This is a genomic window from Saliphagus sp. GCM10025317, from assembly GCF_042663665.1.
In the GTDB taxonomy this organism is placed as follows: domain Archaea; phylum Halobacteriota; class Halobacteria; order Halobacteriales; family Natrialbaceae; genus Natronosalvus.
This window is the reverse complement of record NZ_JBHTAQ010000005.1, coordinates 935,474-951,754: the sequence shown is the minus strand read 5'-3', so window position 1 is coordinate 951,754 and position 16,281 is coordinate 935,474. Positions and strand designations below refer to the sequence as shown.

The following is a 16,281-nucleotide window of genomic DNA, read 5'->3' as shown; positions in this document are numbered from 1 at the left end:
CTCGAAGGACCTAACCCTTTCTGTTGGCGCCGAAACCACCGTTTCGGATCTCGGCCGTAACCTGAGAGCCCACAACGAGGTCGTGATCCGGGCAGATGAGCTTCGCGCCGAAGCCGTCGTCGCGCGCACAGAAGAACGAGAGTCCGGTGATCGGCGTGCCGTCGACGGTCACCGCGAGGCGGTCCCAGTCGACGGTTCGACCGCCATCCTCGAGCGTGCCGAGTCGAGTTCCACCGAGGCGAACTTCGGTACCCGAAACGTCCCCGAGGACGCCTCCGCCCTCGTAGTGGGGCATCCCGCCGTCGAGGACGCCGCCGTCGTCCGCTGCGATTCCGACGAACCCCGATCCAGGAGACGGATGCGCCGGAGCGTCGAGCACGGCGTACGTCTCGCCGACGTCGACCACCGTGCCGATACCGTCCCACGCGAGCGGCCGAATCTCCAGGCCGAGCGCCAGCGGGAGCGACCCCGATGCCCGATAGCAGTTCTGGTCGGGTCGACGAAAGCCAACGTGGAGGTGGTTGTCGACCCAGGGGGCGAAGAAGCCGGCCCGGACGAGCCGACCCAGCGAGTCTCCCGCCTCGACTGTCTCGCCCGCCTCGACGGTGGGGTCGACGTGGAGGATTCGGGCGACCAATCCAGCGAACGGCCCGTCGCACTCGAGGAGGACCAGGTGGTCGTGATCGGGCGCGTACGGTTTCGGCGGCGCTCGGACGGTCCGCGTCTCGAGCACGGTTCCCGAGACGGGGCTCGGCGCCGCGGTCGTCCGGCCATCCCGTAGCGTCCCGGGATAGAGGTCGATTGCACAGCCCCGGTCGTGGGCGGGGTACGGCGAGTTGTACAGCGAGAAGCGAGCGTAGCGCTCGAGCACCGAGGGTCCGAGCGGGACCGGTTCCGGCGCGTCCATCGCCTGTGAGTCGGAGTCGCGAGGATTTAGATAGTTCGGCTCCACGCTTCTGGTATGCCAGCGACTCCGCCGGTTCGCGTCCTCCGAGGCCGGAAACCGACGATTGACGCCGACCGGGCGGCGAGCGAACGCCTCCTCGAGGTCGCCGCCGATGGCCAGCGGGCGGTTCGGGTCTGGACGCCCCACCGCCAGGTCGCGTTCGGCCGCCGCGACGCCCGACGCGAGGGGTACGAACGGGCCCGCGAGGCCGCCGACGAGCGCGGGTTCCCGCCGGTCGAACGGGGCGTCGGCGGTCGGGCGGTCGCCTACGACGGGTCGCGGGTGCTGGCGTTCGCCCGCGTAGAGCCCGTCGCCGACTTCCGCCGAGGGACCGACGAGCGCTACGAACGGCTCACGGCCGACGTCGAATCGGCCCTCACAGCCCTCGGCGTCGAACCGGTTCGTGGCGAGCCCGACGACTCCTTCTGTCCGGGGGCCCACTCCCTCTCGCTCGAAGCGGGTGGGTCGCGTCGCAAGGTCGTCGGCATCGCCCAGCGAGTGACGAGCGACGCCGCCCTCGTCTCGGGCATCCTGCTCGTCGAGGCGAGCGACGAGCTTCGAGACCTCCTCAAGGCCGTCTACGATGCGCTGGAGGTGCCGTTCGATCCGACATCGGTGGGTGGCGTCACGGGCGATTCGGGTGCGTCCGTCGAGACCGTCCGGTTCGCCCTCGAGTCGGCCCTCGTCGGCGAGCGGGAACGCGTTCTCGAGGAACTCGACGCCTAGAGGAACGCCGATACCGTTAGCGCGACGGCCAGCCCGAACGCTGGCACGTCGAGCCGCGTGAGTGCGAGTTCCGGGAGCGTCGGGTTCCAGGCGAAACACCGCGCCTGCATCGCGATCGCCAGTCGATCCGCCCGGAGAAACGCGCGCTCGAGGGCCGTCACCCCGAGGTGGGTCACCCGCTCGAGCAAGCCCCGTTCAGTCCCCAGTCGAGCCGCAGAGGCGTCCCGGATCGACCGCAGATCGGCCCGGAGCACGGGGAGAAACCGAAAGACGAGCGCGACGCCCATTCCCAGCACCTGGCCGGGTTTCCCCGGAATCGTTCGCTGGATAGCCGCCCGAGAGGCGCGAACCGGCGTCGAGCGCACGTAGGCGGCGCTGACGAGGACGATCAACAGGACGCGGTAACTCGCGAGCGTCGGCTCGATCGCGTCGCCAGGCTCGAGCCACGGCGGACCGAACGAGATCGCGGCGACGACCGGGGCCGCGAGAAGAAACGGCAGCGCGAATCGGTAGGCGACGAGCGCACGAAGTGGCGAAACGGCCGCAGACCACAGGAACCCCAGCGCGAGGACGGTGAGTGCCGCGAGCGGTCGCGGCGAGAGGTGAGCCAGCGCCGCAACGGAGAACCCGATCTGGACGGCGAGTTTCGATCGCGGATCGAGGCGATGAGCGAGCGTGTCGTCGGGTTCGTAACCGAGCATCGATCGTCAATCCCCGACTCGCGAACCGCTGCCGGGCGCGCGAACGGCAATCGCCTCGCCCTCGAGGGAGTCGCGAGCGTCGGCCGGTGGTTTGTCGATCGCGATCGCGCCGTTTCGCATAACGATCACCCGGTCGGCCAACGCGAGCACGTCCCGCAGGTCGTGAGTCGCGAGGACGATTCCGGTTTCCTGCTGGGAGAGGGCAACCAGACGCTCGAGGACGGCCCGACGGGCGGGGTCGTCGAGGCCGGTGAACGGTTCGTCGAGGACGAGGTGGGTCGGCTCCATCGCGAGTGCGCCCGCGATGGCGACGCGGGACTGTTCGCCCCCGGAGAGGGTGTGGATTCGATCGTCCTCGCGTCCCTCGAGTCGGACGGCTTCGAGCGCGTCGGCGACGCGGCGGTCGATTTCCGGACGCTCGAGGCCGAGGTTTTCCGGGCCGAACGCGACGTCCGCGCCGACCGTCGCGGCGACGAACTGGTCCCGTGGGTGCTGGAAGACCATCCCCACGGCTGTGCGGGCGGCCACGAGGTCGTCGGTGACCGGCGTGCCGTCGACGAGAACCGTTCCCGCCGTCGGCGTCAGTAGGCCGTTGCAGTGACGCAGGAGCGTCGTCTTCCCGCTCCCGTTCGCCCCCGCGAGGACGACGAACTCGTCGCTCCCGATCTCGAGCGAGATGGACTCGAGGACGGTGACGCCCTCGATCTCGTAGCGAACGTCGCGAAATTCGATCATCGACTAGGCGACGGGGATCCGTTCGCTTCGAACGATCGCGATCGCGGCGGCGAGTTTCACGAGGTCGAGGGGAACGTAGTACGCCATGCCGATGATGGCCGCCTCGGCGAGCGAGAGGCTCTGGACCCAGGCGAGCCACGGGACGCCGAGGCCGTAGATGATACCGAGGCCAACCAGCAGCGCCGCGGCGAGCGTCGTTTTCTGTATCGTCGCGGGGTCTCGAACCTGCCAGCCCCGGTGGACGAGGAGGCCGATAACGAACGCCGCGATCGGGTACGACCAGAGGTATCCCCCGGTGTAGTCGAACAGGTGACCGACGCCGCCTACGCCCCCGGCGAAGACCGGAACGCCGACCGCGCCAGCGGCGAGGTACAGCACCATCGAGATGACGCCCCAGACGGGCCCGAGAACCAGTCCTGCGAGGAAGACGAACAACACCTGGAGCGTGAACGGGACCGGCGAGACCGGCAGTGGAATCGATACGTAGGCGCTCGCGCCGATCAACACCGCTAACAGGGCGGCTCGAGCGAACGAGCGCACGACGTCGCCGCCGACGAGGTCGACGTTTTCGGTTGACGTAGCCATACTTCGACCCACTCGTAAACCAGATTTAACTCTTGGGTTTACGGATGGGAGCGAGAGTACAGTCCGTGGGACTCGCTCACATTAGCTCCGAGCGGCCACCAGCGTGCGACCGTCACCGATGAATAGCAACCACCGGCCAACGACCAATAGCCGCAGCCCGACAGTGACGTCGCTCGAGTCAGCGAGAAAATGCGAAAACTGCTCGAGCCGACGGGATAACGCGACCCCGTCGAGTGGCGCGGAAACCGATTCGAGCGCCGACTCAGTGGTGGTGGCCCGTCGCTTCCGCGAACGAAACGCCGAAGCGCTCCTCGAAGAGGTCCATGACGCGTTCCTCCTGGGCCTCGAGGTCCTCACCTGGATCCTCACCGTGGTGGACGAGGTGGTGGGCGCGGCTCGCGAACGAGAGCAGGGTAATGTCCGCGACGGTCTCGGCCTCGCCCTGACCCTCCTCCGCGAGGAGGTCGACCAGGCCGGTCGGGAGCGTGACTTCGTCGGCGTCGCCATCGGCTTCGATCGAAAACGTGGTCGTCTCAATGTCGTCTGTCATCGACTGACCCTTGGCGGGCAACCTTAAAGGTACTGTGCCTTTATTGCCGTCGGCGTCTAACCGTCGACCATGCCCCAGGTCGAACTCGACGAGGAGACGATCGAGCGACTGGACGCCCTGCGGATCGAAGACGAGTCCTACGACGAACTGATAATCGAACTGATCAACATCTACGAATCGAGCGAGCGGACGCTGTTCCACGCGGGCGATTGATTCGACGGAGCGACGCGCGGGCTGAAGTGAGTCACTCGAGCGGCGTCATTCCGCCGCAGTCGCACAGATCCCCTCCCAGCGGCCGTTCTCCTCGAGGCGGGCTTGCAGTTCCTCGGCGTACTCCTGGGTGAGCGCCTCGGCAGCCTCGCGCTCGGCGTCGTGGGAGCCACCGCCGCCCATCCCGAGGGCGCCCTTGATCGAATCGATGACCCCGCCGCCGGAGTCGTTGCTACCCCCCGGGGCGCCGCCCATCGCGCCGACCTGGGAGCGGACGTTCTCGAGTTCCGGCAGGATCTGGTCGATCTTGTCGGTGTTGGCGACCATCCGCGCGGTTTCGGGGTCTTCGGGATTCTCGATCTCGAACTCGGTCGCGGTCATGATCAAGCTCCACTCCTGGCTCGAAAAGCGAGAGCTCTGGACCCGCGTCGAGAACTCCCGGTCGACGGTCATGCGCTCGCTGACGATCCGGTCGGTCCACTCGGTTCCCATGCGTAACGATTAGGCGATGGCAGTATCAGGGTTTCCCTCCTCGACTCGAGCGTCAGTAGAGGACGCCGCCGAGTGGCACGTCCGCGTCGACTTCGGAGTCGGGAGTCACGAGTACCGGGTAGCCCTCGTCGCTCGGAACGCCTACGGTGAGGACCTCAGATTTGAACCCGGCAATGCGAACGCTCCCGAGGTTCGTCGCACAGAGAACCCGGCGACCGATCAGTTCCTCGGGATCGTAGTGGTAGTCGTGCTGGCCTGCCGAGCGAACGAGGTCGTCACCGGTGTCGGAATCGGACCCGGAACCGGAATCGGAACCGAGGTCGATCCACAGTTTCGTCATGTGCGGCTTTCGCGCCTCGGGAAACGACTCCGCGCGGACGATCTCTCCGATGCGAATCTCGACGTCGAACGGACTCTCCGGCATCGTCTCGAGACAGGAGCGCCAGACAGATATACGTCGGCGGTTCGCTCGAGGCAGCGAGTGAAGTCGAAGTCGAAGTCGAGGTCGAGGGATTCGTTGACAAGTCGGATCGGAGTTAGGATCGATGAAATTACTGACGAGTCGAGGGCCAGGATCGGTAAAATCGCTGATGAATCGGATCTGGACGTGGAAGACGAATGCTCGAGGTCTCAGCAGCCGTCCTCGGGCGCACCCTCTCTGAACGCGACCAGTTCCCCGTCGTGGTCGACGTACAGCGTGTCGCCGCTGATCGCCCGAACGTATCCCACTGGCGCCTCGTTCGTCGAAATCGCCCACTTCTCGGTTCCGTCGTCCTTGGACAGCGCGACGAGTTCCTGGTCGTAGTCGCCCCGGTCCCCTCTTGCCTGTCCGAAGTAGACGTAGATGGTCTCGCCGCAGATAACGGCCTGTCCGAGGTTGTACGCACAGGGGACTTCCCACTCACGCTCACACGCCTCGACGGAACCGCCGTAGAGGTTGAAAGAGTCGCCGGTGATGTAAACGTCCTCACCGAGCGTAATCTCGTGGTCCGTCTCCGACGTGATGACGCCCTTCACCTCGCCCGTCTGCGCATCGTGCACGCCCTGGTCGATGTCGGACCACCAGTCGACGACGACCGCGCTCGCGTTCGCGTGGATGGGGCTCTCGACGTCCTGATAGACCTCCTCATTTCGCCAGACTTCGTCCCCGGCTTCGGGCTCCAGCGCGAGCACGGTTCGGGGTGTCGCGGCGTAGACGACGCCGTTCGCCGCGGCGGGGGCCCTGGCGAATTCGAACGTCCCGTCCGGGCTAACGGGTGACTCGAGCGTGACCGACTCCCGTTCCCACCGAATCGAGCCGTCGTCGACCTCGAGGGCGTAGAGGGTTCCGTCGACGACGACGAATGCGGCTCCGTAGGCTACCGCGTGACGGGTGACCGAGTCCGCCGGATCGAACGACGTCTCCCACCGGACGCTGCCGTCGGATCGGTCGAGCGCCACGACGCCCTCGTCGGTGGTCAGACAGACCACGTCGTCGGCGACCGCGGGGTCGCTCGCGTCGACAGCCGCGTTCTCCCAGACGAGTGCCCCATCCTCGGCGTCCAGCGCGACGACGCCGTCGGCGGTCGAAGTGTACACCGTATCGTCGGCGGCGGCAACCGAGCCGTCGTGGTCGGCCGTCCAGACGGGGGCGAGTGCGTCCCCGTCGAAGTCGTGTCCGTCGGCGATACACCTGGTCTGTCCCGCGTCGCCGCGGTAGGATGCCCAGTCTTCGTCCATAGTGGGGTTCGGTCGGCGTGTCGGGTCCGGGAGGTCCGTATCGAGCGCTGCGTTGACATTGGAGGGGCCGTCACCGTCGTCGTCGTCTCCCGCCCCGCTCGAGGCGAGTCCGACGCCAGTCGACAGTGCTGCACCAGTTGCGAGGAAGGAACGGCGTTTCCATTTTCCCATACCTGTTCAGGGTCGAATCATCTCATTACTATCGACGTACTATCTCACAGTTGTATGCTGAGCAACTGTTCAAGCGGGTCTAATGACTGGGTAAAGACACGGCTGCCGGTGATTTCGAACGGCGCCCGCCAGCGGCAGTCGGCCCGCGCTCTCGACGGGACTCGACCGCTGGCACCGTCCGTCGAACGTCGGACGTCGCCCCCTCCCTCCACCCGAGTCGACCACCTGCGCCGCGTTCCGTTCGGAATTTACTCGAGTCGTCCTCCGTATTACACCCGAACTCACTCGAGTTCCGCGGTCGGGTTCGCCGCACCCGCTCCGCGACCCACGTTGGCGTAGCGAGTCAGCGCGGCCTCGACGAACTCGATTCCACCCTCGACGGCCGCCTCGAGGCCCTCGCCTCGAGCCAGGTTCGATGCGATCGCGGCGGAGAGCGTACACCCGGAGCCGTGGGTCGCCGCCGTGTCGATTCGCGGGTGGTCGATCGCCGTGATCCCGTCGTCGGTACAGAGGAGGTCCCGAACCGTCTCGCCGGGGACGTGGCCGCCCTTCACCAGCACAGCGTCGGTGCCGGTCTCGAGGAGCGCCCGTCCGGCGTCGCGTGCCGCGTCGTGAGTGTCGACGTCGATTCCCGTCAGGACGCTCGCCTCGTCGGCGTTGGGCGTGACGAGCGTCGCCTGGGCGAACAGCTCCCGGTAGGCGGTCTCTGCATCGGCGTCGAGCAGTCGGTCGCCCGAGGTGGCGACCATGACCGGGTCCACGACGAGCGGCGCCTCGAGGTCGGCCGCGTGCTCGGTCACCAGGTCGACGACGTCGGCGGTCGCGAGCATCCCCGTCTTCACTGCGCGAACGTCGAAGTCGTCCAGGACGGCCCGAATCTGGGCATCGATCTCCTCGAGCGGGAGGACGAAACTCGACTCGACGCCACGGGTGTGCTGGGCGGTGACGGCGGTGATCGCGCTCGTGCCGAAGACGCCGTGGGCGGCCATCGTCTTCAGGTCGGCCTGGATGCCGGCCCCGCCGCCGGAGTCGCTGCCTGCGATGGTGAGGGCGACGGGCGGCGTCTCGGGTGAAGGGACGATCATCGGTCGTCGCCTCCGTTCGCGTCCCCCTCCCCCGATCCGTTCTCGCCTCCTTCTCTCGACTCGTCCCTGTTCGAGGCCTCCTCGGCCAATCGCTCGAACGTCCCCCAGAACGGGTCCGTCCCGGGGTGGTCGATCGACTCCCCGTCGACGACCACACCCTCACCGTCCGTGACCTCGCCGACGGTCGCCGCCGGGACTCCCTCGGCCTCGAGTGCCTCGATCACGTCGTCGACGCCCTCGGGGTCAACTGTCGCGAGCAGCGTTCCCTCGCTGATCGAGATCCAGGGATCGATTTCGACGGCCTCGCAGGTCTCGCGGACGCCGGGCATGATCGGCACGCGATCGCGTTCGATCCGCATCCCGACGCCTGCCGAGCGCGCCATCTCGAACAGCCCGCCGTAGACGCCACCCTCGGTCGCGTCGTGCATCGCCGTAACGGCGTCGCCGCCGACCTCGGCCGCGAGCATCGCCTCTCGGATCGGACTCATGTCGTAGTAGCGGTCTTTGGCGGCCTCGAGCGCGTCGGGGTCCATCCGCTCTGCGAGCAAGGACTCGTACTGAATCGCCAGCAAGCCGGTCGTCTCGATGGCCGGCCCCTTCGTCACGAGGACGCGGTCGCCCGGTCGAGCGCCGTCGGGGCGAATCAGGTCGTCGTGATCGCCGACAGCGACGACGGTCGCGCCCCCGACCATCGGGTAGTTGCACCCGGCGTAGCGAGCAGTATGGCCCGTGACGACCGAGACGCCCAGCTCGCGCGCCTCCCGGTCGAACGTCTCCCAGACGGTCGCGAACTGTTCGTCGGTGATCTCCGGCGGGAGGTTGAAGTCGACGCTCAGGTACGCCGGCTCGAGCCCCGAGACGGCCACGTCGCTGAAGAGGATGTGGAAGGCGAACCACGCCGCCCGCTCGAAGCCCAGCGAGGGCATGATGAAGACGGGATCGGTTGCCATCGCCACGGCGGTGCCGCCGACGTCGACGACGCCGAAGTCGACGCCGTGTTGCGGTGCGAGTCGCACGTCCTCGCGCTCGGCGCCCAGGTTTGGGTAGAGGTACTCGTCGAAGAACTCCCGGTCGGCCTTGCCGAGTTCGTTCATACGGGAGGTATTCGTCGGTTGTACAAAGGGATGTTGCTGGCCAATCTCTCGGAAATTCGATCTTCGCTATCGTCGACGGAGTTCTACGAGACTGTTTCAAGTTGTAGAATTGTCTAATTACCTTCTAATAATAATCAATGATGGTTTCTGCGAGCGTATGGGTGAACACGATAGTGGGTCACTCGGAGAACAGTCGTTTAAATCAACGCCTCGCCGCAGGTTCCTTGCCGGTGCTGCGGGTACGTGCCTCCTTTCGGGGATCGGTGCCGGGGTCGCTACCGGCGGCGGATCCGACGGAGACGCGGAAGGTGGAAGTGACGGAGACACAGAATCGAGTGCAGGCGAAGAACTGTGGCACGTCGATTACGAAACTCCGGATCCCCTTGGTAGACCGTACTTGTCATCGGTAGCGGATGGCACCCTCTATGTGAGTAACCTCGATACCGTCCATGCACTGTCCGCATCGACGGGCGACGAAGAGTGGCAATTCAGCGTTGACGACACGGAGTTTCACGATCAGCCCATCGTGGTCGATGGCACCGTCTATGCTACGAGTCACGTTTACTCCGATCGGGACGTAGAAGACACTGCAGTGTACGCGCTGGATGCGGACACGGGCGAACAGAAGTGGCAGTTCGACGACTACGATGTGACCGTCGCACCGATACACGTGGCGGAGAACACCGTCTTCATCCCCAAGCAATTTTGCGTCACCGCAGTAGACGCGGACACCGGAGACCACCGATGGGACTTCAAGGTTGGGTACGGGATAGAAACCCAGCTCAAAGTCAAAATGGACTCTTTCGCCAAGACGGACTCCGGCACGTTCTACGTCGCTGATAGCGACGGGAACGTGTTTGCCGTGGACGTGGCTAGCGGCGAGGAAGAATGGCGCGCCGACGTCGGCAGCCGAGTGTATACCGAACTCTCGGTGGTCGATGACACGCTGTTCCTCGGAGTGTTCGACAGTGAAACTGACCAGCCGGACAACTTCCAGTACTACGTTTCCGCGCTGGACGCGACCACCGGCGAGGAACGATGGCGATTCACGGTGAATCCGGATCCCGGTACCGAAAAGCCGAGACCCGAGTTCGTGACCGTGTTCGACGACACCCTGTATGTCGGGACGGACGATTGCTACGACCATCCCACGTGTGCAAACCTGTACGCCATCGACGCGGGATCGGGCGAGGAAAAGTGGCAATTCGAGGCGAACAATTCCGTCGACACGGTGACCAGGGCAGATGGCACGCTCTTCGTTGGAACGGCGCTTGGGGAAGGCGGCGACGGCGTCGTTCACGCACTCGAGCCGGAGACGGGCACGGAACGGTGGCGCTTCCTCGCCGGTAATCTATTGGTCTCACCGATAACCGTCATCGAAGATACCCTCTTCGTCGCCAGCAGAACTGACACGGACTTCGAGGACGCCTATCGATTAAACGCGCTGGATACGACAACCGGCGAGGAGCGATGGAACTTCGTTGCCGATTCCGACATAAGCGAGCCGAGATTCGCCGATGGTTCCGTCTTCGTTTCAGCTGACTATACATCAGTGTACGCACTGGATGCGGGCGTAGAGGGATCGAGCGGAGATAGCTCGAACTGACGACGATTCGAGCGGGGCCGAAAACGAAATCGACTGCTAACGTACCCGTGCCGGAAATTCCGAAAGCGCCAGTGCACACTCGGAATACTCCGGTATCACTCGTTTGCGTGGTTCACTTCTCGGCGAGGCGTTCGAATGCCCCCCACGAAGAATCGACGCCGGGGTGCTCGAGCACGGCGCCATCGACGCGAACTTCGGGAGCGTCGCCGGCCTCCTGGACGTGCCCGATTTCTGCGACCGTCGTTCCACGACCCTCGAGCGCCTCGACCACCGCCGAAAGGTCCCCCGGATCGACCGCGATCACGAGCGAGCCACAGCTGGTCGCCCGCCAGGGGTCCATCTCGAGGGCGTCACAGACCGCTTGGACGGCCGGCCGAACCGGGACCGCCGAGCGATCGATCTCGAAGCGAGTTCCTGACCCTTCCGACATCTCGACGAGCGCGCCTGCGAGGCCACCCTCGGTCACGTCGTGCATCGCGTGGACGGGGGCCGACGCGGCGGCGGTCAGCGCGTCGCGGACGGCGAAGCTATCGTCGAGGCAGGCCCGAGCGTCCTCGAGGACGGCGTCGGAGACGTCGATTTTGTCGCCGAAAAGAGTGCTCAGGAGGGCGACGGCCTCGACGGCCGGTCCGGTGGTGAGCAAGAGTACATCGCCGGGGCGGGCGCCATCGGGGCGGACGACGGCCTCGTGGTCGCCGACGCCGAGCACCGTCGCACCGCCGACCCACGAGTACGAGATGCCGGCGTAGCGGGCGGTGTGGCCCGCCGTGATCGCAATTCCGAGATCGACGCACTCCTCGTGGATCGCCTCCCAGACGATCGCGAACTGCTCGTCGGTCATCTCCGGGGGCAAGGTAAAGGAAATCGAGAGGTGAGAGGGAGATATTCCGCTGACGGCGACGTCCGTGAGCACGATGTCCAGGGCGAACCTGGCGGCCCGCTCGAGGCCCAGATCCGGAAGAATCGACACCGGATCGGTCGCCACCACGACGGCCCGGCCGCCGACGTCGAGCACGCCGAAGTCGACGCCGTGGGTTGGCCCGAGCACGACGTCGTCGCGGTCGGCACCGAGACGGGGGGCGATCTGTCGCTCGAACACCGTCCGGTCGATCTTGCCGAGCGCGGGGTCGGAGTCGGGCGAGGGGTCGGTCACGGTCGAACGTTCTCGAGGCGGGCGCTTAGGCCTGCTGATCGTTCGCTCGAGGCGTTCTCAATTCTTCTAATACTATATATATCATAGTCATTCAATATAATTTCGATAGTAAATCACGGAGACGCGCTCAAGGCTCGACCACGTCGACGCCCGTGCAGAATAGCTGGCATCCGAACGGCCACAGCTATTACCCGTCATCACTCAGGAACCGGCATGCACGGAACTGGCGTGCCGCTGGTGACGCCGATCGGCGACGATGGACGCGTCGATCACGAGCGCCTCGAGGCGCTCGTGGACTGGTTCGCGAGCGCGGGCATCGACTTCTTCGTCCCCTGCGGCTCGACGGGCGAGGCACCACTGTTGACGGCCGACGAACGGACACAGGTCGTCGAGACGGTGGCCGACGCGACCGAGAAACCCGTCCTCGCGGGCACCGGCCACGAAGGATACGAACCGACGCTCGAGGCGACCGAGGGTGCGGCCGCGGCAGGTGCCGACGCCGCGCTCGTCGTGACGCCGTCGTACTACGGCAGCGACGACGCCGCGCTCGGGCGCTACTACCGCGACCTGGCGGACGAATCGCCGATCCCGATCTACCTCTACAGCGTGCCGAAGTTCACCGACTGCCCGCTCTCGCCGCGACTCGTCGAGTCGCTCGCGACCCACGAGAACGTCGCCGGGATCAAGGACTCGAGCGGGAGCCTCGAGTCGATCCAGCGCCTCGTCCGGTTTACCGCCGACGCCGACTTCTCGGTGCTCGTCGGCCACGGGAGCGTCTACGCCCACGCGCTCGATGCCGGCGCCGACGGCGGGGTGCTGGCAGTCGCGAACGCCGTCCCCGACCTTGCGAGCGAAATCTTCGAGACCCATTGGAACGGCGACGACGACACCGCTCGCGACCTGAACGCCGCCATCGTGGAACTCAACCGGACGCTCACGGCCCGCTACGGCGTCCCCGGCATCAAGGCGGCCCTCGCCCACCGCGGCCTCGAGGTCGGGCCCCCGCGCCGACCGCTCGAGCCGGTGGACGAGGACGCCGCAGCCGAGATCACGGCGGTGCTCGAGGCTGCGCTCGAGACCTGACGATCGGTCGTCGCGCCCGTCTTCGACGCTCGAATGACGTCCGTCGTACCGCCCTCACCGCTCGAGTGACGTCCGTCACGGGATGCTTCACCGAGAAGCATGCCAGAGATTTTATCCCATCGAGTGATCATTACGACGTATGAACGACCGGTCGATAGGCACACGAACGACTTTCTGGGAGGGGATGTCCGATGACGTGGCGCGGGACCGCTACCGGACGCTCGTCGACACGGTCGACGACGGGCTCTACCAGCTCGACGCCGAGGGCCGCTTCGAGGCCGTCAACGAGGCGATCGTCGAGACGACGGGATTCGCCCGCGACGAACTCGTCGGCGAGCACATCTCGATGCTCCTCGAGGACGAAGACGTGGCTCGAGGGAGACAAGAGATCAGGAGACAGCTCGAGGAGGGGACCGGTGACGTGTCGACGATGGAGTTCTCGGTCCGGACAGCGGGCGGCGGCGCGGTTCCCTGCGACGTCCGGATGACAGTGCTGATCGAGGACGGCGAATTCGCCGGAACGATTGGCGTCGCGCGTGACGTCTCCGAACGCGAACGCCACCGCGAACGCGCCGAATCCGCCCGGGAGACCTACCGGTCGATCACGAGCGTCCTGGACGACGCCGAGATCGGCGTCATCGTCCTCGACGACGAGTTCACCGTCGCGTGGGCCGACGAAACGATCGAGGAGTACTTCGGACTCTCGCGAGCGGAACTCGTCGGTCGCGACAAACGCACCGTCGTCGACGACGTCAGCCAGCGGGTCGCCGACTCCGAGAAATTCGCGGAACGCGTCCTCGCGACCTACGAGGACAACGACGCCGTCGAGCGCTTCGAGTGTCGCGTCACCGAAGCCGAAGAGCGGACCGGCCGCTGGCTCGAGCACTGGAGCAAACCGATCGAGACGGGTCAGTACGCCGGCGGTCGGGTCGAACTCTACTCCGACATCACCGAACAGAAGCGCTCGGAGGGCGCTCTCCTCGAGAGCGAGGCCGAGTTCGCGTCGCTGGTCGATGCCGTCGAGGAGTACGCCATCTTCCGACTCAATCCCGAGGGGCGCGTCGCCTCCTGGAACGAGGGTGCCTCGAAGATCAAGGGCTACGACCGCGAGGAGATCGTCGGCGAGCACTTCTCGAGGTTCTACACGGCCGACGACAGGGCCGAGCGCGTCCCCGAACGAAACCTCGCTACCGCCCTCTATCGAGGGTCGGTCGAGGACGAGGGATGGCGCGTCAGGTGCGACGGCACGACGTTCTGGGCGAACGTCACCATCACGGCGATCTTCGACGGCGACGGTACCCACCGGGGGTTCCTCAAAGTCACTCGCGACATGACCGACCGGCGCGAGCACGAACAGCAACTGCAACACGAGCGCGACCTGATCACCCGGGTGCTGGAGACGAGTCCGGTCGGGATCATGGTCGCGAATCCGGACGGAACGACCGTGCGGGCGAACGACCGGTTGGCGGAGATCTTCGACCGATCGGTGCAAACGATGGAAGCCTACAGCGCCGGTCAGCGGGACATGTACGACGCGACCGGCGAGTACATCCCACTCGAGGACCGGCCGATCAGTCGAGTGTTCGAGACCGGCGAGGCGGTGACGGACACGGAGATCTGGATCGAAGACGCCGACGGCCAGCCCCGGTGGCTCTCGATCAACGCCGCGCCCGTCACGCGAGACGACGGCAGCGTTCGCCACGTCGTCGCCGCGGTGACCGACATCACGCAGCTGAAGGTACAGGCCGAGCGCATCGAGCGACAGCGCGACGACTTGCGAACCGAACTCGACGACCTGTTCGAGCGGATCGACGACGCCTTCTTCGCGGTCGACACCGACTGGCACGTCATCTACGCCAACGAGGCGTTCGCCGACCTGGTCGACGTCTCGGGGCCGGAACTACTCGGCGCCCCGATCTGGGACGCCCTCCCCGAACTCGAGGCAACTGCGTGTTCCGACGCGGCCCGCGAGGCGAAGCGGACCGGAACCACGGTCGAACGCGAGGTGTTCTACGAGCCAGCCGACGCCTGGCTCCAGGTGACGATCTACCCCTCCGAGACCGGTCAGTCGGTCTACCTCACGGACATCACCGAACGCGTCCGGTCGCGTAATCGACTGCAACGCCGCACCGTCCAGCAGGCGGTCATCGCCGACCTCGGGCAGTTCGCCATCGAGACGAACGACATCGACGACCTCATGCACGAGGCGACGCGGCAGGTCGCCGACGCACTCGAGGTCGAGTACTGCAAGGTCCTGGATCTCGATCCCGTCGCCGACGAACTGCGCCTCCGACAGGGCGTCGGCTGGCAGGCGGGAATCGTCGGCACGGCGACCGTCTCTGCCACCGACAACTCCCAGGCCGGATACACGCTCATCGCGGAGGAACCCGTCGTCGTCGACGATCTCGAGTCGGAGACCCGATTCCGAGGCCCCGACCTGCTGACCGACCACGACGTCTCGAGCGGAATTAGTACCATCATCGGCTCCGCCGACGATCCGTGGGGCATCCTCGGCGTCCACGACACCAGTCATCGATCGTTCATCGACGAGGACGTGAACTTCGTCCAGAGCGTCGCCAACATCCTCGCGGAAACGATCGAGCGCACCGAGTACCGGGCGGAACTCGAGGGAACGATCGACCGCCTCGAGGACTCGAACGAACGCCTCGAGCAGTTCGCCTATGCAGCCAGCCACGACCTCCAGGAGCCCCTGCGGATGGTCTCGAGCTACCTCCAGTTGATCGAGCGCCGGTACGGCGACAACCTCGACGAAGACGGCGAGGAGTTCCTGGAATTCGCCGTCGACGGCGCCGACCGGATGCGCGAGATGATCGACGGTCTGCTCCAGTACTCGCGGATCGACACCCAGGGAGCCCCGCTCGAACCGGTCGACGCCGGTGAGGCCCTCGAGGAGGCGCTCGCCAACCTCGAGGTGCGAGTCGTCGAGACCGACGCGGTGATTACCGCCGATCCGCTGCCGTGGGTCCGGGCCGACGGCAGTCAGCTCAGACAGGTCTTTCAGAACCTGATCGCCAACGCGCTCACCTACGCTGGCGACGCCCCACCACGCGTGCACGTCTCGGCCGAGCGCGACGAATCGGACTGGATCATCTCGGTACGAGACGAGGGCATCGGCATCGATCCCCGAGAGGCGAATCGAATCTTCGACGTCTTCAACCGCGCTCACTCGCGCGAGGAAGATACCGGCACCGGCATCGGCCTGGCGATCTGCCAGCGCGTCCTCGAGCGCCACGGCGGCGAAATCTGGGTCGACTCCGAACTAGGCGAGGGTGCGACGTTCTCGTTTACCCTTCCGGCCGCGGCCGACGCCGGCGGCGACGGCGACGCCGACACCGACGAATGAGGCCAAAACCGGAATACCCGAGGATTCGTTTCGAACCAGATCGCGGCCCTCGAGATGTAGG

Annotated in this window: 15 protein-coding genes and 1 pseudogene; 5 read left to right on the top strand and 11 right to left on the bottom strand. The window is 66.0% G+C overall.

The window, feature by feature from the left end; translation table 11 throughout:
* Positions 1 to 10 precede the first annotated feature (10 nt).
* Positions 11 to 907: a DUF8155 domain-containing protein gene (locus tag ACFQS4_RS06740; protein ID WP_497902879.1), complete on the bottom strand. Its 897-nt coding sequence runs from the start codon at positions 905 to 907 to the stop codon at positions 11 to 13.
* A gap of 54 nt (positions 908 to 961) precedes the next feature.
* On the opposite strand from ACFQS4_RS06740, the gene ACFQS4_RS06735 reads away from it, so the two are divergent.
* Entirely contained in the window at positions 962 to 1,672 is a 711-nt protein-coding gene (locus tag ACFQS4_RS06735) for a lipoate--protein ligase family protein (RefSeq protein WP_497902878.1), read from the top strand.
* Here the strand turns inward: ACFQS4_RS06735 and ACFQS4_RS06730 are convergent.
* The 4 genes from ACFQS4_RS06730 to ACFQS4_RS06715 all read right to left on the bottom strand — a co-directional run bounded on the left by ACFQS4_RS06730 (position 1,669) and on the right by ACFQS4_RS06715 (position 4,243).
* Entirely contained in the window at positions 1,669 to 2,373 is a 705-nt protein-coding gene (locus tag ACFQS4_RS06730; RefSeq protein WP_497902877.1) for an energy-coupling factor transporter transmembrane component T family protein, read from the bottom strand. The genes ACFQS4_RS06735 and ACFQS4_RS06730 overlap by 4 nt on opposite strands.
* Positions 2,374 to 2,379: 6 nt before the next feature.
* Positions 2,380 to 3,108: an energy-coupling factor ABC transporter ATP-binding protein gene (locus ACFQS4_RS06725; protein ID WP_497902876.1), complete on the bottom strand. Its 729-nt coding sequence runs from the start codon at positions 3,106 to 3,108 to the stop codon at positions 2,380 to 2,382.
* Between the two features lie 3 nt (positions 3,109 to 3,111).
* A complete protein-coding gene (locus ACFQS4_RS06720) occupies positions 3,112 to 3,693 on the bottom strand; it encodes a biotin transporter BioY (protein WP_497902875.1) in 582 nt (193 codons plus the stop codon).
* A 262-nt stretch (positions 3,694 to 3,955) separates the two neighbouring features.
* Positions 3,956 to 4,243: a DUF7545 family protein gene (locus tag ACFQS4_RS06715; RefSeq protein ID WP_497902874.1), complete on the bottom strand. Its 288-nt coding sequence runs from the start codon at positions 4,241 to 4,243 to the stop codon at positions 3,956 to 3,958.
* A gap of 69 nt (positions 4,244 to 4,312) precedes the next feature.
* On the opposite strand from ACFQS4_RS06715, the gene ACFQS4_RS06710 reads away from it, so the two are divergent.
* Positions 4,313 to 4,456 carry a DUF7557 family protein gene (locus tag ACFQS4_RS06710; protein WP_254159823.1) on the top strand — a complete coding sequence of 48 codons (144 nt, stop codon included), beginning with the start codon at positions 4,313 to 4,315 and terminating at the stop codon, positions 4,454 to 4,456.
* Between the two features lie 45 nt (positions 4,457 to 4,501).
* Here the strand turns inward: ACFQS4_RS06710 and ACFQS4_RS06705 are convergent, their stop codons facing one another.
* From ACFQS4_RS06705 to ACFQS4_RS06685, 5 genes and pseudogenes are all read right to left on the bottom strand, one after another.
* Complete coding sequence (locus tag ACFQS4_RS06705) at positions 4,502 to 4,945, bottom strand: DUF5799 family protein (protein WP_497902873.1); 444 nt, start codon at positions 4,943 to 4,945, stop codon at positions 4,502 to 4,504.
* A gap of 52 nt (positions 4,946 to 4,997) precedes the next feature.
* The gene (locus ACFQS4_RS06700; RefSeq protein ID WP_497902872.1) at positions 4,998 to 5,369 is read right to left on the bottom strand and encodes a tRNA-binding protein; all 372 of its coding nucleotides are present in this window, start codon (positions 5,367 to 5,369) and stop codon (positions 4,998 to 5,000) included.
* Positions 5,370 to 5,575: 206 nt separating this feature from the next.
* The gene (locus ACFQS4_RS06695; protein ID WP_497902871.1) at positions 5,576 to 6,835 is read right to left on the bottom strand and encodes an outer membrane protein assembly factor BamB family protein; all 1,260 of its coding nucleotides are present in this window, start codon (positions 6,833 to 6,835) and stop codon (positions 5,576 to 5,578) included.
* A 287-nt stretch (positions 6,836 to 7,122) separates the two neighbouring features.
* A pseudogene (gene thiD / locus ACFQS4_RS06690) lies at positions 7,123 to 7,920 on the bottom strand (bifunctional hydroxymethylpyrimidine kinase/phosphomethylpyrimidine kinase); the annotation flags it as partial.
* Positions 7,917 to 9,014: an AIR synthase family protein gene (locus ACFQS4_RS06685; RefSeq protein WP_497902870.1), complete on the bottom strand. Its 1,098-nt coding sequence runs from the start codon at positions 9,012 to 9,014 to the stop codon at positions 7,917 to 7,919. The gene ACFQS4_RS06685 and the pseudogene thiD, both read right to left, overlap by 4 nt.
* A 109-nt stretch (positions 9,015 to 9,123) precedes the next feature.
* Between ACFQS4_RS06685 and ACFQS4_RS06680 the strand changes: the two genes are divergently transcribed.
* Positions 9,124 to 10,620, top strand: a complete 1,497-nt coding sequence (locus ACFQS4_RS06680; RefSeq protein ID WP_500192610.1) for an outer membrane protein assembly factor BamB family protein — start codon at positions 9,124 to 9,126, stop codon at positions 10,618 to 10,620.
* A gap of 112 nt (positions 10,621 to 10,732) precedes the next feature.
* Here the strand turns inward: ACFQS4_RS06680 and ACFQS4_RS06675 are convergent, their stop codons facing one another.
* Positions 10,733 to 11,773, bottom strand: coding sequence for an AIR synthase family protein (locus ACFQS4_RS06675; protein ID WP_497902869.1), 1,041 nt, complete (start codon positions 11,771 to 11,773; stop codon positions 10,733 to 10,735).
* A 213-nt stretch (positions 11,774 to 11,986) separates the two neighbouring features.
* On the opposite strand from ACFQS4_RS06675, the gene ACFQS4_RS06670 reads away from it, so the two are divergent.
* Together ACFQS4_RS06670 and ACFQS4_RS06665 are read left to right on the top strand one after the other, a co-directional pair.
* Positions 11,987 to 12,856: a dihydrodipicolinate synthase family protein gene (locus tag ACFQS4_RS06670; protein ID WP_497902868.1), complete on the top strand. Its 870-nt coding sequence runs from the start codon at positions 11,987 to 11,989 to the stop codon at positions 12,854 to 12,856.
* A gap of 139 nt (positions 12,857 to 12,995) precedes the next feature.
* A complete protein-coding gene (locus tag ACFQS4_RS06665; protein ID WP_497902867.1) occupies positions 12,996 to 16,220 on the top strand; it encodes a PAS domain-containing sensor histidine kinase in 3,225 nt (1,074 codons plus the stop codon).
* Positions 16,221 to 16,281: the final 61 nt, after the last annotated feature.